We start from the raw sequence: 18,955 nt of genomic DNA, 5'->3' as shown, positions 1-18,955 counted from the left end.
AACGGAACGAGGCGCCACGCCACCTTCCGCACTGCTGAGCGCGCGACGTCCGTTCGCGCGGGAAGGGTCTGGTCCACGGTGACTCCGGTTTCGAATCGACGGCGATTGCACGAGGGGATGCCGAACAGTATGACAAACCGGTTGACCAATTGCAATACCGATCCCGGAGTCCACCGTGTACCGTGAGGTCATGCCCGCGTACCCCGGCGACCGATCTCGCGAGATCAGCGCCGCCCTCGGCGCGTTGCCCGCGGGCACGCCCGTGTCGGAAGTGGCCCGCCGCCTGCTCGACCTCTTCACGAGCGGGTCGATCGAGCCCGGTGAGCGGCTGCCGCCGGAGCGGCAGCTCGCCGCGACGCTCGAGGTCGGCCGCTCGGCGGTGCGGGAGGCGCTCGCCGCGCTCGAGATCCTCGGCATCGTGCAGGTGCGCCCGGGATCGGGCACCTACCTCCGCGGCAACGCGAGCGAGCTGCTGCCGCAGACGCTGCGCTGGGGCCTCCTCATCGGGGAGCGCAACACGGCCGACCTGCTCGAGCTGCGCTCGGGCCTCGAGATCTACGTCGCCCGGCTCGCCGCCGCGCGGGCCGAGGCATCCGATCTCCAGGCGATCCAGACGAGCCTCGACCGCATGCGGCAGAGCGTCGGCACGCTCAAGGCCTTCGCGAAGGCCGACCTCGACTTCCACGACGCCCTCGCGCGCACGGCCGACAACCACATGCTCGTCGACCTGCTGCACGTCGTGCGATCGCTGCTGCAGGTCTACGCCGACCGCGCCGTGCATGACGAGGCGGCTGCGAACATCGCGATCGACGAGCACGACGCCGTCTTCCGCGCGCTCGAGCGGGGCGACGAGGACGGCGCGGCCTCGGCGATGGCCGTGCACATGGCGACGGCGTCGGCGCGAGTCGCCGCCGAAGCCGCCCACTGATCACACCGGCGGAAGCCGGAGAGGGGGACGGATGCCGCGCAACTGGGCAGGCACGTACGAATACCGCGCACCGCGCATCGAGCGGGCGACGAGCGAGGCCGACGTGCAACGGCTCGTCCGCGAGAGCGGACCGGTGCACGCGCTCGGCACGCGCCACTCCTTCCACGATCTGCCTGACACCGACGGCACCCTCATCGACGTCTCGGGCCTCGTCGACGGCTTCGACCTCGACGAGGCGGCCCGCACCGTGACGGTCGCGGCGGGCACGCGCTACGGCATCGTCGCGCGGGCTCTCGACGAGCGCGGCTGGGCCCTGCACAACCTCGGATCGCTCCCGCACATCTCGGTCGGCGGCGCGACCGCGACCGGCACGCACGGATCGGGCGAGGGCAACGGCGTCCTCACGACGGCCGTCGCTGCGCTGCGCTACGTCGGAGCCGACGGCGAGGTGCACGAGGTGCGCCGCGGCGACGCCGACTTCGCGGCGCTCGCCGTGGGCGTCGGCGCCTTCGGCATCGTGACGGCGGTGACCCTCGACATCGAGCCCTCCTACCGCGTCCGTCAGGACATCTACGAGGGTGTCTCGTGGGATGCCGCGCTCGCCGACCTCTCCGCGCTCACGGGCGCGGGGTACAGCGTGTCGCTCTTCACGCGCTGGGATCCGGACACCATCGAGGCCGTGTGGGTCAAGACCCGGCTGGAGTCCGACGACGACGCCGTGCCCGACACGCTCCTCGACGGCCGGCGCGTCATCGGCGTCGAGGGCCCCCTCGGCAGTGGCGACAACATCACCGAGGTCGGAGGAGTCCCGGGACCCTGGATGCTGCGCCTCCCGCACTTCCGCCTCGACAGCGAGCCGTCGTTCGGCGACGAGATCCAGACCGAGTACTTCGTGCCGCGGTCGCGGGGAGCCGAGGCGCTCGACGCGGTGCGCGCGCTGGGCGACAGCATCCGGCCCCATCTCGTGTGGAGCGAGATCCGCACCGCCGCACGCGACGAGCTGTGGCTCAGCGGCGCGTACGAGCAGGACGTCGTCATCATCCACTTCACGTGGTTCGATCACCCGGTCGAGGTCGGCGCGCTGCTGCCGTCGATCGAGGAGGCCCTGCGCCCCTTCGGCGCGCGCCCGCATTGGGGCAAGGTGCATGCGTTCACCTCCGAGGACATCGCTCGTGTTCACCCGCGCGTCGCCGACGCCCGCGCCGTGTTCGAGCGACTCGACCCCGCCGGCCGCTTCACGAACGCCCACCTCACCCGCGCCGGCCTCCGCGACCCCCGCTGACCCCTCCGCTTCGTCGTCGCTGCCCCGCCCCTTCTTCGTCCATAGCCCGTGCTATGGACGAAAGCCCACGATGTGCACCGGGTGAAACACGGGCGCTCGGCGAGAGCACAGGCTATGGACGCGCAGGGGGCGTGGGAGAGCCGCATGCGCTCGGGGCGACGGCGGCTTCAGAATGGGAGTCGACCCCGGGAGGCTCAATGACCGACACCTCGCCCGCACGCATGCACGCCCTGTCCGACGAGACGCGCTCGACCGTCGACGTCGTGCTCGACTACGCCCGCCGCCGCGCGCTGTACCAGGACGTGCCGCTCGACAAGCCGCTGAGTCCGCGCGACCTCGCCCGGCTCGCCTCGGGCTCCATCACGCCCGAGGGCATCGGCGCGCGCCGCGCGACGGCGCTGTTCGAGAACGTGCTGGCGCCCGCGTGCGTCTCGACGGACCACCCCGGCTACCTGTCGTTCATCCCCTCGGCGCCGACGAAGGCAGCGATCGCGTTCGACCTCATCGTGTCGGCGTCCGCCATCTACGGAGGGTCGTGGATGGAGGGATCCGGCGCCGTCTACGCCGAGAACGAGGTGCTGCACTGGCTCGCCGCCGAGTTCGGGCTCCCCGCCGGCGCGGGCGGGGTGTTCGTGCAGGGCGGCACGATCGGCAACCTGTCGGCCCTGGTCGCGGCTCGGGATGCTGCGCGCCGGCGCAACGCGGAGGCAGGGCGAGCGAACCCCGCCCGGTGGCTCGTCGTGTGCAGCGCGGAGGCGCACTCCTCGATCGCGTCGGCCGCCGCCGTCATGGACGTCGACGTCGTGCTCGTCGCGCCCGACGCGGCCGGCCGTCTGCACGGCGACGGCGTCGCTCAGGCCCTGGACGAGCACGGCGACGCCGTGTTCGCCGTCGTCGCCACGGGCGGGACGACGAACTTCGGCATCGTCGACGACATCGCCTCTGTCGCCGCCGCGACGAAGGAGCGCGACGTCTGGCTGCACATCGACGGGGCGTACGGGCTCGCCGCGATGCTCGTCGAGCGCCTGCGGCCGGCGTTCGCGGGCGTCGAGCTCGCCGATTCGGTCATCGTCGATCCGCACAAGTGGCTCTTCGCGCCCTTCGACGCGTGCGCGCTCATCTACCGCGACCCGTCGCAGGCGCTCCTCGCCCACACGCAGAAGGCCGAGTACCTCGACACGATCACCGAGAAGGCGGACTGGAACCCGTCCGACCTGGGCGTGCAGCTGACGCGTCGCGCGCGCGGCCTGCCGCTCTGGTACTCGCTCGCCACGTACGGCACCGACGAGTACCGTGCCGCGATCGAATACGGCATCGATCTCGCCCGCCGCATCGCCGACGAGATCGAGTCCCGCGACGGCCTCTCGCTCGTGCGCGACCCGCAGCTCTCGGTCGTCGTCTTCCGACGTGAGGGCTGGACGCTCGCCGACTACCAGGCCTGGTCGGACCGCCTGCTCGACGACCAGCTCGCCTTCGTCGTGCCGAGCTCGCACGCCGGCGAGCCCGTGCTGCGCTTCGCGATCATCTCGCCGCTGACGACGTACGAGCTGCTGATCGAGGTGCTCGACACGCTCGCCTGACCCCCCAGTCCCCCGTAGGTCGTGGCGTCAGGAGACGGGGATGTCGCGGGCCAGGCCGTCGATCACCTCCGCGCCGGGCAGCGCGCCCAGCACCGCGCCGGGCACCGAGAGCTTCGCGCCGCGGATGCCGGCCCCCACGATCGCCCAGTTCAGTGCCGCAACCCGCGCATCGACGAGGATCGCCCACTCTTCGGGCAGCCCGATCGGCGTGATGCCGCCGTACTCCATGCCGGTCAGGGCGACCGCATCCTCCATCGGCGCGAAGCTCGCCCGCCGCGCGCCGAGGAACCTTCGCACCACGCCGTTGACGTCGAGGCGCGTCGTGCCGAGCACGAGGCACGCCGCGTACGACGTGACGTCGCCCCGCGTGCCCGCCACGACGATGCAGTTCGCGCCCTCGTCCAGGCCGACGCCGTAGGCCTCGCAGAACGCGGCCGTGTCGGCGAGCGACGGGTCGATCGGCGTCGCACGCACGGTCGCCGCCATCCCCGGCGGCAGCGCCTCCAGGCCGCGGCGCACGGGGTCGGCGAGCAGGTCGGGTCGGTCCAGCGCGGGGGAGAAGTCGAGCGACGGCACGGATCGACGCTACAGGCGGGGAGTGCGCGGCGGCTCGGTGCGCCGCGCGCCTGTCGCCTCGAACGCCGCGGCGAGGGAGAGCAGCGCCGTGTCGTCGTACGCCCGGCCGGCGAACGTCAGGCCCACCGGCATCCCGATGTCCGCCATCGTCCCGAGCGGAACCGTGACCGTCGGGATCCCGAGGTGCCGGATCGCGAGGTTGCCGTTCGCGACCCACACCCCGTTGCGCCAGCCCAGATCGGCGGATGCCTCCACCCGGTCCATGTCGGCGGGCGCGACGTCGGCGACCGCCGGGAAGACGACGGCGTCGAGGCCGAGGCCGTCCATCCACTCCTCGAGGTCGATGCGCCGCGTCTCCTCGAGGCCGCGGAGGCCGTCTTCGAGCTCGGGCATGTCCGTCCACGGCGATGCGCCGGGGTGCGAGCGCACCCAGCCCGGGTACTCGGCGATGTCGTCGTCGAAGCCCGTGTAGCGGTCGGGCAGCGCGCCCGCGGGATGCGGGAAGATGCGGGCGCCGTCGACGTCGGCGAGCGTCGAGAGGGCCGGGTCGCCGTTGGCGGCGAGGAAGTCGTCCCAGCCCCAGGCGGAGAGGTCGACGATCTCGCGCTTCAGGTACTCGGGGGTGACGAGCCCGCGGGTCGCGATCGTCGGAGCGCCGGCGCGGTCGCCCTCGTAGTTCGACACGATCGGGAAGTCGACCTCGACGACCGTCGCCCCGGCTTCCTCTAGTGAACGGCGAGCGGCCTCCCAGAGTGCGATCACCGAGGCGCGCGTCTCGATGCGCTCGCCCGTCGGACCGCCGATGCCGGTGCCGGTCCCCGCCTCCGGGTCGGCGTTGATGTACATGCGCGGGATGCCGATCCGCCGCCCCGCGAGCGCTTCGACGCCGCCGAGGGCGGAGTAGGAGGAGGGTCGCACGTCCCTCACCGCGGGCAGCGGCACCCACGGCTGGGCGCGCCAGAAGTCGCCGCGCGTCTCGGCGTCCTCCGCGACGATGACGTCGAGCACCTCGAGCAGGTCGGCCATCGTCCGGGTGTGCGGCACGACGACGTCCATCGTGGGCACGAGCGGCCAGTTGCCCCGCGTCGAGATGACGCCGCGCGACGGCGTGTACGCGCACAGGGCGTTGTTCGAGGCGGGACCGCGCCCGCTCGACCAGGTCTCCTCGCCGAGGCCGAAGGCCGCGAAGCTCGCCGCCGTCGCCGTGCCAGAGCCGTTGGACGAGCCCGAGCCGAACGGCGCCGTGAGGAAGTCGGCGTTGTAGGGACTCTCGGCGCGGCCGTAGACGCCGCGCTGCATGCCGCCGTTCGCCATGGGCGGCATGTTCGTGAGGCCGAGGCAGATCGCGCCGGCGCCGCGCAGGCGCTCGATCGTGAACGCGTCGCGCTGTGCGACGAGGTCCGCGAACGCGGGGCTTCCGGCGGCGGCCGTGAGTCCGCGCACGAGGTAGCTGTCCTTCGCGGTGTACGGGATGCCGTCGAGCGGCCCGCGCACCTCGCCGGCGCGCCGGCGGGCGTCGGAGGCCTCCGCCTCGGCGAGCGCCTCGGGATTGCGGACGACGACGGCGTTGAGCGCCGTGTCGGTGTCGGCCTCGTCGTACGCGTCGATCCGCGCGAGGTAGGCCCGCACGAGGTCGACGGCCGTCGCCTCCCCGGATTCGAGCGCGGCCCGCAGTTGAGCGACTCCAGCTTCGACGACGTCGATCACGCGGTCACCGCCGGCTCCTGCTGGGTGATGCAGTGGATGCCGCCGCCGCGGTCGAAGATCGGACGCGCGTCGACCGTCACGACGCGACGCCCCGGATACGCCTCGGACAGGATCTCGCGGGCCGCGGCATCCGCTCCCTCCTCGCCGAATCCGCACGCGATGACGCCGCCGTTGACGACCGTGTGGTTGACGTAGCTCCAGTCGACGAAGCCCTCGTGGTCCTTGAGGGTCGCCGGCGCGGGCAGGTCGATGATCTCGAACGGGCTGGCCGCGGCATCCCGAGCCTCGGAGAGCGTCTCGCGCAGCGAGCGGGTCACGGCGAAGTCGGGGTGGGCGGGGTCGTTCTGTGCGTGCAGCAGCATGCGTCCCGGCGAGGGGAGTGTGGCGACGATGTCGACGTGGCCGTTCGTGCCGAAGTCGTCGTAGTCGCGGGTGAGCCCGCGGGGCAGCCACACGAAGGCGGTCGCGCCGATCGTGCGGGCGAGCTCGGCCTCGACGCGCGCCTTGTCGGCGAACGCGTTGCGTCGCGGGTCGAGCTGGACGGTCTCGGTCAGGAGCACCGTGCCCTCGCCGTCGACGTGGATGCCGCCGCCCTCGTTGACGAGGAGCGAGCTGATGACCTCGGCTCCTGCGGCGGCGCCCGCGATACGGCCGAGCTCTGCCGACAGCCGCCACTCGGCCCAGCCGGGAGCGCCCCAGCCGTTGAACGTCCAGTCGACGGCCCCGAGCGCGCCGGGACGCTCGTCGTCGACGACGAAGGTCGGGCCGACGTCGCGCATCCAGAACTCGTCGAGCGGGGCCTCGAGGATCTCGATCTGCGACCCGAGCAGATGCCGGGCGCGGTCGGTCTCGGACGGGTCGACGACCATCGTGAGCGGCTCGAACTCGGCAACCGCGTGGGCGACGGCGGTCCACGCCGCGTAGCCCTCCTCGCGCAGCGCATCGGTGTCTCCGAGCGTGAGGCCCTCGCGGGGGAAGGCCATCCAGGTGCGCTCGTGGCGCGCGGTCTCGGCGGGCATGCGCCAGGTCATGCGAGCACCTCCGTGGTGTCGTGGGGAAGTCCGTGTCGGCGTTGACTTGTTGATCACACGATCAATAAGATGAAGCGACCATAACCGCCGAGGAATGACGATGTCAAGCACCGCCCGCAGGAGAGCCGCCCGCAAGTCGCCGGCCGAGCGCGCCGGTGAGATCGCGACCGCCGCACGCGACCTCGCGCTCGAGCACGGACTCACCGCCGTGACGCTGCGCTCCGTGGCATCCCGCATCGACGTCGCCCCGGCGCTCGTCGCGCACTATCAGCCCAACATGGACGCCCTCGTCGCCTCGACCTTCGCGGCGATCGTGGCCGCCGAGCTCGACGACATCCGCGCCGTCGTCGCCGCAGCGGCCTCTCCGACCGAGGGCATCGCTGCGCTCATCGACACGCTCCTCGACGGCACGCGCGAAGACGTCACGGTGATCTGGGTCGAGGCCTGGGCCATGGGCCGCCGCAATGACACGCTCGCCGAGAGCGTGCGAGAGCAGATGGATGCCTGGCAGGCCGTCGTCCGCTCTCTCGTCGACGACGGTGTCGCCTCGGGGGAGTTCGAGACGATGGATGCCGCCGAGACGGCGTGGCAGCTCCTCGGCATGATCGACGGGCTCAACGCGCAGGCCCTCGTTCGGTGGAACGACGAGCGCGCCCGCGGCTCCGCCCTCCACCGGGCCGTGGAGGGGATGCTCGGCCTCGACCGCTTCGCGCTCGACCGCCCCTGACGCCCGCTGGTCCCCGCCGTCCCCCGCCGCCCCACCGGTTCGCCGAGACAAGGGATTTCGCCGACGCAGGGGCGCACGTCACCCGGTCTCGGCGAGATCCCCTGTCTCGCCGAGGAAGGGCGAGCGGAGGGGGTTCAGCCGACCGGCGCGACGTCGACGTTCACCCGCAGACTCGACTTCTTCGATTTCGTGAAGATGACGCCCTTGACCGGCGAGACGTCGCCGTAGTCCCGGCCCCACGCGACGGTGACATACCGCTCGTTCGCCCACTGGTTGTTCGTCGGGTCGATCGCGAGCCAGTCCGGCGAGCCCGGCATCCACACCGAGAGCCAGGCGTGCGAGGCATCCGCCCCCACGATCCGCTCCTTGCCGGGCGGCGGCTGCGTCGCGAGATAGCCGCTGACGTAGCGCGCCGCGATGCCGTGGCTGCGCAGGCACGCGAGGGCGAAGTGGGCGAAGTCCTGGCAGACGCCGGCCCGCTTGCGCAGCACGTCGGCGACGGTCGAGGTGACGGTCGTCGCGGTGCTGTCGTAGTCGAAGTCCGCGTAGATCCGGTGCATGAGGTCTGTCGCAGCCTCGCCGATGGGCCGGCCGCGGGTGAGGGATGCCGCGGCATACTCCGCGACGCCGGGGGCGTGTGCGGCACGCGACGACTCGAGCGCGAACTCGACGGCGGCCCACGCATCCGGGTCCTCCGTGTTCACCAGGGGGCGCGCGCGCTCCCACGGCACGGCGAGGGCGTCATCGTCATAGCGCGGCTCGACGACGGTGACCTCGCTCGTCGCGTCGATGACGAGCTCGCGGTGCGCGTCGGTCACCTGGAAGTAGGTGACGGCGTTGCCGTAGCAGTCGGTGTCGCGGTGCATGTCGAGCGGCAGCGGGTCGACGGTCACCGTGTGGCTCGCGACGTCCTGCCACGGCAGCGCGCGGGGCGACAGGTGGTAGAGCCCGCGGCTGTCGCGGACGGGCGCCGTGTAGGCGTAGGCGGTGCGGTGCGAGACGACGTACTTCATGATGCCTTCGTTCCCCGCAGCTCGGTCAGCGACAGCGACGACAGGCTCTGCGGCGGCGGACCGCTCGCGAAGTGCACGTCGCCGATCGAGTCGGCGAGCTGCATGAGCTGCGCCCGCGTGCCCTCGAAGAAGCGCTGCAGCCGCGGGCGGCGGGTGCCCGTCGGCGTGGCGAGGGCCGTGAGATCGAGGTTGTCGACGGCCGTCTCGAGGTGCTCGAGCAGGCGCTCGGGCCGCGTCGATCCGGTCGAGGCGGGCATGGCGGCGAGGTGCGTGCGCAGCTCGCGGAACGCGAAGGCGAGCGATCGCGGGTTGTCGCGGTCGACGAGCAGCAGCTCGAGCACGCCGCTCGTGCGCACGTTGCCGCGGTAGCGGCGGCGGAACGTCACGGAGCTCTCGGCCGCCGTGAGGACGCCCTCGAGCACGCCCCGGTCGCCCGCGATGCCGTACCGCTCGGTCGTCGTCGAGCTGAGCAGCGTGCACAGCTGCAGCGCCCGCTCGAGATGGCGGCCCGCCTCGATCATGTGCCAGCCGGGATCGCGGATCATGCTCGCCGTCACGCCCTGCAGCGACAGCACGGCCGTGAGCATGCGACCGGCCGACTCCGTGATTCGGTGCGAGCGCTGCGACGACCGGAGGGCCTTCTTGGCCCGGTCGGTGTGCGCGAAGACACGCCACGTGTCGTTCGACAGCTGGTCGCGCACGCCCTCGAGCGCATCGCGCAGACGGTCGAGCGACTGCGCCGCCGAGCCCGGTCGGTCGCCGTCGAGCAGGAGCGAGCGGAACTCCTCCTCGGGCTCGGCGGAGCGCCGCCCGGCGAGGCGCTGCAGCACGCCCAGCAGGGCGCGCGCGGCGACGCCGTGCTCCGAGTCGATCGGCGCCGCGAGCTCCTCGAAGTGCGCGTCGGTGGTGAGGAGCAGGCGCAGGAGGTCTTCCGCGCGCTCCGCGTAGCGGCCCGCCCAGAACATGTCCTCCAGCGAGCGCGGCGAGAGGGCCGGGATGCTGGGGCGGAACTCCAGCGGAGCCACGTCGACGATCCCCTGATCGGGATCCTCCGGTGCGCCCTTGACCACCCAGACGTCCTTCGTCACGGGGGAGGCCGCGGTCGTCATGACGGTCGCGAGGCCGCCCACGAGGGGGCGGAACGCCGAGCGGTAGCGCACCGTGAACGCGCGCACGACGACGGGCTGGGCATCCGCCCGCCCCTCGCCCGACCACACGGGGGCCTGGGAGAGCGGCAGGCGCTCCTGGCCGACGAACCGGTGGGGCGCCGCGAGGATGCGCGCCCGCAGCTCGTCGGGCGTGAGGTCGGCGTGGACGCTGCGCGACTCGTCGATGCTCCGCACAACGAAGTCCTCGCCGGATTCGCCGAGCCGGCTCAGCACGATGTCGAGCCCGGCGCGGTCGCCGCACCACCACGTGGGCAGCGACGGCAGGCGCAGCTGCTCGCCGAGGAGCTCCTGGCAGATCGCGGGCATGAAGGGGAGCAGCGCCGGGTTCTCGAGCACGCCGGCGCCGAGGCCGTTCACGACCCGCACGCGCCCGCGGCGCACAGCCTCCGTGAGCCCCGCGACGCCCAGCCGCGAATTGCCCCGCATCTCGAGCGGGTCGGCCCAGTCGGCGTCGACGCGACGCAGGATGACGTCGACCCGCTCGGCGGGAGCCGACTTCGGCCAGCCCGGCGGCTTGATCCAGATCCAGCCGCCGCGCACCGTGAGGTCGCTCGCCTGCACGAGGGGGAAGCCGAGGGTCGACGCGAGCGCCGCCTGGTCGTAGGCGGTCTCGGAATGCGTGCCCGGCGACAGCACGACGACCCGCGGCTCGGTGACGCCCTCGGGGGCGGAGTTGAGGATGGCCGACCGCAGAGCCGCGAAGTAGGGCTCCATGCGGTGCAGGTCGCCCTCCTGGTAGAGGGCCGGCATGACCTGCGAGATGACGCGGCGGTTCTCCATCGCGTAGCCGAGACCCGACGGCGCTTGCACCCGGTCGGCGAGCACGTTCCACTCGCCCGCCGCGTCGCGTCCGAGGTCGGTCGCCGACAGGAGGAGCGGCTGGGGGTCGTGCGCGCTCGCCCGGGCGAGCGGCCGCAGGTAGCCCGCGTGGGCGAAGATCGCGGCGGAGGGGATGACGCCGGTGCGCAGCAGCGTCTGGTCGCCGTAGAGGTCGACGAGGAGCGCGTTGAGCAGCTCGGCGCGCTGCGCGAGACCGACCTCGAGCCGCGCCCACGCCGGAGCCTCCATGACGAGCGGCACGGGGTCGAGCTGCCAGGGCTGGGCGCCCGTCCCGCGCTGCACGTAGCGCACGCCGTGGTCGGCGAGGAAGCGCGTGATCTCGCCGTTGACGCGCTTGAGCTCGTCGGGCGTGAGGCCGAGCGCGGCCTCGGCGATCCCCTTCCACGCGGGCCGCAGCGTGCCGTCGGGCGCGACGACCTCGTCGTAGCGCGCCGCACCCAGGTCGCCGCCGCCGAGGGGGAGCGTGGGCTGCGCCAGGGTCGTGGCGTAATCGCGAAGCACCGTCACGGCTGAGGCACCCTCCGTAGGTCGAGGGTTCGAGGATAGTCGGGGCTCGCGGCCCGTCGGGCCGTCTCGCGCAGAGCGGACACGTCGACCGTGCCCGGCGTGTGGCCGTGCCGCTCGAACCGGCGCGCGCGTCGCGCCTCGGCCTCGTTGGCGTTGACGGGGGGATGCTCGTACGACCGTCCGCCGGGATGCACGACGTGGTACGTCGCTCCGCCGAGGCTCGCCGCCGCCTCGACATCGATGACGTCGAACGTGAGCGGGGCGTGGATGGGGATCATCGGATGCAGCGCCGACCACGGCTGCCACGCCCGGTAGCGCACACCGGCGTAGTACTCGCCCTGGTGCCCCGTCGGTGCGAGTGGCACGGGCACCTGGTTGCACGTCACGAGGTGGCGGTCCGGGTCGATGCCGTGCACCTTCACCTGGACGCGCTCGGTCGACGAGTCGACGTACCGCGCCGTTCCGCCCGCGGTGGCCTCCTCGCCGAGCACGCTCCACGGCTCGATCGCCTGGCGGAGCTCCAGGTCGACCCCGGCTCCGGCCCGGGTCGCGATGCGCGTCGCGCCGATCCGCGGGAACCGGAACTCGGTGAACGGGTCGAGCCACGTCTCCTCGAAGGCGATGCCGTGCGCGCGCAGGTCGGCGACCACCTCGCGGATGTCGCGGATCGCACCCTCGGGCAGCAGGAAGTCCTCGTGCAGGCGCGTGCCCCAGCGGATGAGCGGGGCGACGAGCGGCTTCTCCCAGAACATCGCGATGAGCCCGCGCACGAGGAGCGCCTGCACGAGGGCGAGTTCGGGATGCGGCGGCATCTCGAAGCCGCGCAGCTCGAGCAGGCCCAGCCGCCCGCGGCTCGAGTCGGGGCTGTAGAGCTTGTCGACGCAGAACTCGGCGCGGTGGGTGTTGCCGGTGAGGTCGGTCAGCAGGTGACGCAGCGACCTGTCGACGACCCACGGCAGGAGGTTGCCGCCGTGCGCGGCATCCATCATCCTTCTGATCTCGCCGAGCGCGATCTCCATCTCGTGCACGGCCTCCGGGCGGCCCTCGTCGAAGCGCGGAGCCTGGCTCGTCGCGCCGACGAAGCGTCCCGAGAAGAGGTACGAGAGGGAGGGATGCCGCTGCCAGTATGTGATGAGACTGGGAAGCAGGTCGGGCCGGCGCAGGATCGGGGAGTCGATCGGCTGCGCGCCGCCGAGGGTGAGGTGGTTGCCGCCGCCGGTGCCCAGGAGCGTGCCGTCGACGGCGAACTTCTCGGTCGTGAGCCGCACCTCGTGCGCCGCGTCGTAGAGCGTGAAGGTCAGCTCGCGCTGTTCGGCCCACGATGACGTCGGCTGCAGGTTGACCTCGACGACCCCCGGGTCGGGGGTGACGACGAGCTGGCGCAGCCGCGCGTCGGGCGGCGGCCCGTAGCCCTCGAGCACGAGGCTGACGGAGGTGTCCACCGCTGCCCGCTCGATGACGTGCAGCAGGTCGGCGTAGGCGTCGAGCTCCTGCGTCGGGGGCAGGAACACGTGCACATTTCCGTCGCGGGCCTCGACCGTGAGGGCCGTCGCCACCGCGCCGTCGGGCGAGACGACCCTGACGGGAGGGATGCCGGGCTCGAGCGGGGGTCCTGCCTCGAGGTACGACGGCTCGCCCGTCCACTCCGGGTCGTGCCACGACACCGAGTCGAGCGGCAGCCGCAGCCCGACGGGGCTCGAGCCGTGCAGCAGCACCAGCCGCCCGCGGCGGAACCGCCACGCGGGACTCGTCCACTCGCCGTCGGTCGTGAGCGGCAGCGCCCACGCGACGGGCCGGGACCCGGCATGCTCCACCTCGGCGAGGTGCCCAGGGTCGAATTCGTCGGCGTCGGGCCGGGCGCCTTCGGGGCGGCGCAGCTCGGCGGAGAGCGCCCCGAGCGGATCCTCGAAGGCCGCGAGCAGCTGAGCCGGCGGCAGACCGAGCACCTCGGTGATGCGGCGCGCGAGAGCCTCGGCATCGGCATCGGCGTCGGGATCGGCATCCTGATCCCACGGATCTGCGAACAGCTCGGGATGCCGCCACAGCGGCTCGCCGTCGGTGCGCCACTGCAGGGCGATGGCCCAGCGGGGGAGGGCTTCCCCGGGGTACCACTTGCCCTGCCCCCGGTGGATCGCGCCGCCCTCGGCGTAGACCTCGCGCAGACGCTCGGCGAGGCGGCTCGCGAGCTCGCGCTTGTGCGGGCCGTCGGCGTCGATGCGCCACTCCGCGCTGCGGGGGTCGTCGAGCGAGACGAACGTGGGCTCGCCGCCCATCGTGAGGCGCACGTCGTTCGCCTCCAACCGCTCGTCGACGGCCTCACCGAGTGCGTCGATGCGCTCCCACTGCGGCCGCGTGTACGGCCGGGTCGTGCGCGGAGCCTCGTGCACGCGGCGCACCTCGTTGCGGAAGGAGAAAGCGACCTCGACGGGCTCCGTCGTGCCGGCGATGGGCGCCGCGCTGCTGAAATGCGGCGTCGCCGAGAGCGGGATGTGGCCCTCGCCGGCGAAGAGCGCGCTCGTCGGATCCAGGCCGATCCAGCCGGCGCCCGGCACGAAGACCTCGGCCCACGCGTGCAGGTCGGTGAAGTCCTGCGCCGGGCCGTCGGCGCCGTCGGGCGCGAGCTGCACGAGATAGCCCGACACGAAGCGGGCCGCCAGGCCGTAGGAGCGCAGGATGCTGACGAGCAGCCACGCGCTGTCGCGGCACGAGCCGAGCCGGGCGGCGAGCGTGTGGTCGGGGGTCTGGACGCCCGCCTCCATGCGGAGGCTGTACGCGACGTCCTCGTAGACGGCGCGGTTGAGGTCGGAGAGGAACCGCACCGTCGGCACGCCGTCGTCGGGCAGGGGCGGGAGGTGCGAGATCCACCCGTCGACCGACTCGCTGCCCGCCACGGGCTGGAGGTACGGCGCGAGGTCGGCGGCGAGGGCGGGCGGGTAGGTGAACGGGAAGCGCTCGGCGTACGACTCGACGAAGAAGTCGAGCGGGTTGATGACCATCATGTCGGCGACGAGGCCGACCGTGATCTCCAGCCGGCTCACCTTCTCGGGGAAGACGATCCGCGCCACCCAGTTGCCGAAGGGGTCCTGCTGCCAGTTGACGAAGTGCTCTTTCGGGCTGATGTCGAGCGAGTAGGCCTCGATCGGCGTGCGCGAGTGGGGAGCGGGGCGCAGGCGCACGACATGCGGCTGCACGACGACCGGGCGCGCGAACTCGTACGCCGTGTAGTGCTCGAGCGCGACCCTGATCGACATAACCCCACCCCGGCCGGCGACCGTCGCGCCCGCTACGCCACTTTATCGAGCGGGCGCAGCCCGCCCCCGCCGCTGGGCCGTCGCCTGCCGGAACGACGCATTGGCCGACGGCGTGTACAGCAGTACGAGCCCGAAGACGGCGAGCACGGCGGCGGTGACGGCGGGCGTCGCGAGGAAGCGCAGATCCGTGAGCGCGAAGACGACGGCCGCGATCTCGAAGAGGAACACGATCGTCACGACGACCCGCGCCGCGCCGCGGGCCCGGAAGATGCCCAGGCACACGGGGAACGTCACGACGCCCACCAGCAGGTGCAGCCACCCCGTCACGGGGTGGCTTCCGGCGATGAGCATGAAGACGCCCGCGAAGAGCTGCAGGATGCCGGAGATCCAGGCGAGCACGCCGACGAGCACGACGCCGCCGGCGGGTCTCGTGCGCATGGCCTCTCCTCTGCTGCCTGCCCGAAGCGTACTGCGTCAGCTGTGCGCTGCGAGCTGGAGGGCGACGACGCCGAGCGCGAGGGCGGCCTCGGCGCCGAGCGCGATCAGCCGCTGCCACCACTTCAGGGGGACCTTGCGCACCGCGACCCATCCGATCACGACGAGCGTGGCGACCAGCACGATGATGGACGCCCGGATCGCGGTGTCGATCTGCATGACGCCCAGGGCCGCGAGCAGGAGGAGGATGACGGGCACCGTCACGGCGCTGAGCGTGCCGAAGCTCGCGAATACCGCGTGGCCGCGCTCATCGGCATCCATCGCCCGTTCGTGCGCGACGACGAACGAGATGACGTCGGCGACGAAGACGGCGAGGAGCGTTCCGAAGACGGTCACCAGGAGCGTCACAAGAGCGTCGACCGGCTCGGGATGCCCGTGCAAATTGATCGCGAGCAGCACCGCGAGAGCGGCGAACGTCAGGTAGATGCGCTCCTTGAGATGGTCGGCGCGGCGGCTGCGGGCCGCGAAGTCGGCGTCGGGCACGCTGTCGGCGGGTGCGGACACGAATGCTCCCGGAGGTCGGAGGGACGGATGCCGCGAGCCTACCGGGGACGGTCGACGCGCTCCGCGGTGGGCTACCGTGGACGGGTCGGGAGGGGCGCGATGTCGCTGGTGGTCATGGGAGTCTCGGGGTCGGGCAAGTCGACGGTCGGCGCGGAGGTCGCCGAGCGCGCCGGCGCGACGTTCATCGACGGCGACGACCTGCATCCCGCGTCGAACGTCGCCAAGATGCACGCCGGCATCCCCCTGACGGACGAGGATCGGATGCCGTGGCTCCGCGCCGTCGGCGAGACGATCGCGAAGCACTCCGGCGAGCGGGTGGTGATGGCCTGCTCCGCGCTCAAGCGCGCGTATCGAGACGTCATCCGCGAGCACGCCGGCCCGGTGCTCTTCGCCGAGCTCGAGGGCTCGCGCGAGCTGCTCGCCCAGCGCATGGGCGCCCGCCACGACCACTTCATGCCGCTGACGCTCCTCGACTCGCAGCTCGCGACGCTCGAGCCCCTGCAGCCCGACGAGGACGGCGTTGTCGTCGACATCGCCCTGACGCCCGACGAGATCGCAGGCCGCATCCTCTCCCGCTGGCTCGCCACCCCCTGACGCGGCGCGTCCGCCGTCCCGTATCTCGGCTGTCTGATGCGGGAGTGGCCTCCGGCGACCGAAACCGCCGCGTGTCGTCACAGCCCGCCGAGATGCGGGACGGTTTCGCACCGGGGCGACCGGGTCAGCGGCGGCGGCGGAAGAAGCGCCGCGGCGGGGGAGTCTCGGCGGTGCGGGCCTCGGCCTCGGCGCGGCGGCGGGAGTCGCGGCGCTCGTGCCACGCCGCCACCTCTGTCTCGACGTCGCGGGTCGGCGTGACGACCGGCGGGCCGCCGAGGAGCTGCCGGCGCGCCTCGATCACGCGCCGATTGAAGTCCTCGACGTACTCCCGCACCTCGGTCTCGCGCGAGAGGTCGTCGAGCCGCGACTCGAGCTCCGCGTGCTCGACGCGCAGCATGAGCGCGGGGGGCCCGAGGCCGCGCAGCTGCTCCTGCTCGATCTTGCGGCGGATCCACCAGTCCGGGTCGTGCCGATCGCCGAGACCCTCGAGCGGCTTGCCGGCGCCCGGAAGGTCGTCGAACTCGCCCCGCCGGATGGCCTGCTGGATCGCCGTCTCGACGAACGCGGCCCGATCGGCCGCCGTCGAACCCCGCTGCGGCCCGGTCCCGGGCGCGTTCCCGGGCGTCGGCTCGGCATCCCGGTCCAGCCCCTGCTCGCGCTGCCACTTCTCCAGGCGGTAGCGCTCGGCTGCTTCGCGGGGATCGTCGGTCATGGCCTCACACGTGGTCGCGCCAGGAGTGCTGCGGGTCGAAGCCGAGCACGCGCCGGGCCTTGTCGATGGAGAGGAGGGTGCCGTGCTCACCCAGGTCGCCCCTGAGCGGCACATCGGGGAAGACCTCGGCGACGAGCTCCGAGTTGGGGCGGCTCATGACGGTGTCGGCGGCGGCGATGATGAAGCGGTCGAAGCCGGGTGTAGCATCCAGTGCCTTCTCGATCGCCTGCGCGCCGTCACGGCCATCGATGTAGCCCCACAGATTCCACTTGCGCAGCGTCGCGTCGGCGTCGAACGACGGGAACTCGGCGTAGTCGTCGGGGTTCATGACGTTCGAGAAGCGCAGGGCCGTGATCGAGAGATCGGGATGCCACCGCACGAGCTCGATCGCGAGCTGCTCCTCGAGGTGCTTGACGAGCGAGTAGACCGACTCGGGGCGCGCCGGATACTCCTCGTCGACCGGGATGTAGGGCGGGTCGATGTCGAACGGCAGACCCTGGACCGTCTCGCTCGACGCGTAGACGATCTTCCGCACGCCCAGCCGGACGGCGGCCCAGAAGACGTCGAACGTCGTGAGGATGTTGTTGCGGAAGGTCGCGATGTCGCTGCGGATGCCGTCGGCGGGAATGGCCGCGAGGTGCACGACGGCGTCGAACCCGCCGGTCTTGCCGCGCACGCCGGTGAGGGCGTCGACGACCTGGCCGTAGTCGGTCAGATCGACCTGGAGGAACCCGGGCCCCCGGGGTCCGACGACGTCGAGGCCGACGACGTCGTGTCCCGACGCGCGGAGCTCACGGGCGACGACGGTACCGAGCTTTCCGGACGAACCGGTGAGGGCGATGCGCATGATTCCAGCCTGTCATGCGCCCAGGCCATCGGGGCCGCCGCGCTCCAGGCGACGGAGCCGCACCCGGGCCCGGTCGTTCGCCCGCGGACCGCCTGAGTTCAGGGCGCGGTCGATGAGCGCGAGGCCGAGGCGCGTCGTGGTGACGACGGGAAGCGGCGCGCGGCGTACGCCGAGCAGCCTCCGGTACCGGCGCGGGATCGTCGCGACGGCCGATGCGAACAGGAGGCGGTAGCCCACGCCCATCCGACGACCCTGGAACGGCGGGCGCCGGAGGAAGCGCACGACCTCGTGGACGCGCTCATCGCCGCGCAGCTCGCCACGGGCGAGATAGCCGTCGATGCGCGCACGCAGCTCGGCCTTCGACGTCGGCGGATGCTCGACGCCCATGAGCCGGCCCGCGAGAGCCCACTCGGCGACATAGGCGTCGGGACCGCCCGGGATGCCGTGCCCCCACGTCTCGTGGCACGTGAGGAACGCGTCGGTGAAGGCGAGGTGCACCCAGTCGGACAGGCCCGGATCGGCGGCCGTGTAATCGCGGACGTGTCCGGCGCCGTCGACGTACTCGCCCTGGACGCGCGAGTGGAACCGTGCGACACGAGCCGTCTCGGCGTCGGCCTGCGCGCGCGAGCCGTACGTGAGGCAGAGGATCCAGCGCACCGTGCCGGACAGGCGTCCGAGCGGATCCTCCCGATAGCGCGACCAGTCGTGGACGCCGGCCAGCGGGCCCGGATGCAGCGCCTGGAGGAGGAGCGCGCGGATGCCGGCGACGAAGGTTGCCGGCCCCTCGTGCACGGTCCAGGCGGCGCCGTCCTCCGGGAAGTAGCCGGCGTCGTCGCCGTCCTCGAGCGCGCGGACCCACGCGGGCGAGCCCTCGGGGTCACCCGACACCGCGGTCAGCAGCCGCCTGCGCAGGGGGCCGAGCGGGTCGCGGCGCCGGGGCGCGGCATCCACGGTCCTGGTCGCATGCATGCCTCCAGCGTCGCACGGGCGGAGAGGCACGAGACGCGGAGAGGCCCCGCCGACCTTTCAGCCAGAGCCCGTGCTCTCGCCGAGCGCCCGTGTTCCGCGCAGTGCGTACCGTGGGCGCTCGGCGAAAGCACGGGCTACGGACGCTCGGACGAGAGGACGGGGGCGGGACGCAGACGCGGAGAGGCCCCGCCGGATCGCTCCGGCGGGGCCTCTCGTCTCAGAC

16 protein-coding genes are annotated in these 18,955 nt (G+C 72.6%); 5 read left to right on the top strand and 11 right to left on the bottom strand.

Going from position 1 to position 18,955, the window contains the following annotated elements:
• The first annotated feature begins 190 nt into the window (after positions 1–190).
• From AAIB33_RS12885 to AAIB33_RS12875, 3 genes are all read left to right on the top strand, one after another.
• Positions 191–928 (top strand): FCD domain-containing protein, encoded by a 738-nt coding sequence (locus AAIB33_RS12885; RefSeq protein WP_345800359.1) that lies wholly within the window; start codon positions 191–193, stop codon positions 926–928.
• 31 nt (positions 929–959) lie between these two features.
• Positions 960–2,210: an FAD-binding protein gene (locus AAIB33_RS12880; protein WP_345800358.1), complete on the top strand. Its 1,251-nt coding sequence runs from the start codon at positions 960–962 to the stop codon at positions 2,208–2,210.
• 197 nt (positions 2,211–2,407) lie between these two features.
• The gene (locus AAIB33_RS12875; protein ID WP_345800357.1) at positions 2,408–3,790 is read left to right on the top strand and encodes an aminotransferase class V-fold PLP-dependent enzyme; all 1,383 of its coding nucleotides are present in this window, start codon (positions 2,408–2,410) and stop codon (positions 3,788–3,790) included.
• Between the two features lie 27 nt (positions 3,791–3,817).
• Here the strand turns inward: AAIB33_RS12875 and AAIB33_RS12870 are convergent, their stop codons facing one another.
• From AAIB33_RS12870 to AAIB33_RS12860, 3 genes are read right to left on the bottom strand one after another with little or no spacing between them, the layout of a single operon-like run.
• A complete protein-coding gene (locus AAIB33_RS12870; protein ID WP_345800356.1) occupies positions 3,818–4,366 on the bottom strand; it encodes a YbaK/EbsC family protein in 549 nt (182 codons plus the stop codon).
• A 9-nt stretch (positions 4,367–4,375) separates the two neighbouring features.
• Positions 4,376–6,073 (bottom strand): amidase, encoded by a 1,698-nt coding sequence (locus AAIB33_RS12865; RefSeq protein ID WP_345800355.1) that lies wholly within the window; start codon positions 6,071–6,073, stop codon positions 4,376–4,378.
• Positions 6,070–7,104, bottom strand: a complete 1,035-nt coding sequence (locus AAIB33_RS12860; RefSeq protein WP_345800354.1) for an agmatine deiminase family protein — start codon at positions 7,102–7,104, stop codon at positions 6,070–6,072. Before AAIB33_RS12860 ends, AAIB33_RS12865 begins: the two co-directional genes overlap by 4 nt.
• A 100-nt stretch (positions 7,105–7,204) precedes the next feature.
• Between AAIB33_RS12860 and AAIB33_RS12855 the strand changes: the two genes are divergently transcribed.
• Positions 7,205–7,831 carry a TetR family transcriptional regulator C-terminal domain-containing protein gene (locus AAIB33_RS12855; protein WP_345800353.1) on the top strand — a complete coding sequence of 209 codons (627 nt, stop codon included), beginning with the start codon at positions 7,205–7,207 and terminating at the stop codon, positions 7,829–7,831.
• A gap of 134 nt (positions 7,832–7,965) precedes the next feature.
• Here AAIB33_RS12855 and AAIB33_RS12850 read toward each other — a convergent pair whose 3' ends face one another.
• Genes AAIB33_RS12850 through AAIB33_RS12830 form a run of 5 tightly spaced genes read right to left on the bottom strand, consistent with a single transcriptional unit; the run spans position 7,966 to position 15,610 of the window.
• The gene (locus tag AAIB33_RS12850) at positions 7,966–8,844 is read right to left on the bottom strand and encodes a transglutaminase family protein (RefSeq protein ID WP_345800352.1); all 879 of its coding nucleotides are present in this window, start codon (positions 8,842–8,844) and stop codon (positions 7,966–7,968) included.
• The gene (locus tag AAIB33_RS12845) at positions 8,841–11,360 is read right to left on the bottom strand and encodes a circularly permuted type 2 ATP-grasp protein (RefSeq protein WP_345800351.1); all 2,520 of its coding nucleotides are present in this window, start codon (positions 11,358–11,360) and stop codon (positions 8,841–8,843) included. Before AAIB33_RS12845 ends, AAIB33_RS12850 begins: the two co-directional genes overlap by 4 nt.
• Positions 11,357–14,611, bottom strand: coding sequence for a transglutaminase family protein (locus AAIB33_RS12840; protein ID WP_345800350.1), 3,255 nt, complete (start codon positions 14,609–14,611; stop codon positions 11,357–11,359). Before AAIB33_RS12840 ends, AAIB33_RS12845 begins: the two co-directional genes overlap by 4 nt.
• A gap of 42 nt (positions 14,612–14,653) precedes the next feature.
• Entirely contained in the window at positions 14,654–15,049 is a 396-nt protein-coding gene (locus AAIB33_RS12835) for a hypothetical protein (protein WP_345800349.1), read from the bottom strand.
• A 36-nt stretch (positions 15,050–15,085) separates the two neighbouring features.
• A complete protein-coding gene (locus AAIB33_RS12830) occupies positions 15,086–15,610 on the bottom strand; it encodes a hypothetical protein (protein ID WP_345800348.1) in 525 nt (174 codons plus the stop codon).
• Between the two features lie 99 nt (positions 15,611–15,709).
• On the opposite strand from AAIB33_RS12830, the gene AAIB33_RS12825 reads away from it, so the two are divergent.
• Positions 15,710–16,204, top strand: a complete 495-nt coding sequence (locus AAIB33_RS12825; protein ID WP_345800347.1) for a gluconokinase — start codon at positions 15,710–15,712, stop codon at positions 16,202–16,204.
• A gap of 124 nt (positions 16,205–16,328) precedes the next feature.
• On the opposite strand, the gene AAIB33_RS12820 is transcribed toward AAIB33_RS12825, so the two are convergent.
• The 3 genes from AAIB33_RS12820 to AAIB33_RS12810 are packed head-to-tail and all read right to left on the bottom strand — an operon-like array spanning position 16,329 to position 18,732.
• Positions 16,329–16,916, bottom strand: a complete 588-nt coding sequence (locus AAIB33_RS12820) for a DUF1992 domain-containing protein (RefSeq protein WP_345800346.1) — start codon at positions 16,914–16,916, stop codon at positions 16,329–16,331.
• Positions 16,917–16,920: 4 nt separating this feature from the next.
• Entirely contained in the window at positions 16,921–17,763 is an 843-nt protein-coding gene (locus tag AAIB33_RS12815) for an NAD(P)-dependent oxidoreductase (protein WP_345800345.1), read from the bottom strand.
• A 12-nt stretch (positions 17,764–17,775) separates the two neighbouring features.
• Entirely contained in the window at positions 17,776–18,732 is a 957-nt protein-coding gene (locus tag AAIB33_RS12810; RefSeq protein ID WP_345800344.1) for an oxygenase MpaB family protein, read from the bottom strand.
• Between the last annotated feature and the right edge of the window lie 223 nt (positions 18,733–18,955).

It is taken from the genome of Microbacterium sp. AZCO (genome assembly GCF_039614715.1).
In the GTDB taxonomy this organism is placed as follows: domain Bacteria; phylum Actinomycetota; class Actinomycetes; order Actinomycetales; family Microbacteriaceae; genus Microbacterium.
The sequence above is the reverse complement of the archived record's forward strand: the minus strand, read 5'-3'. Positions and strand labels throughout refer to the sequence as shown.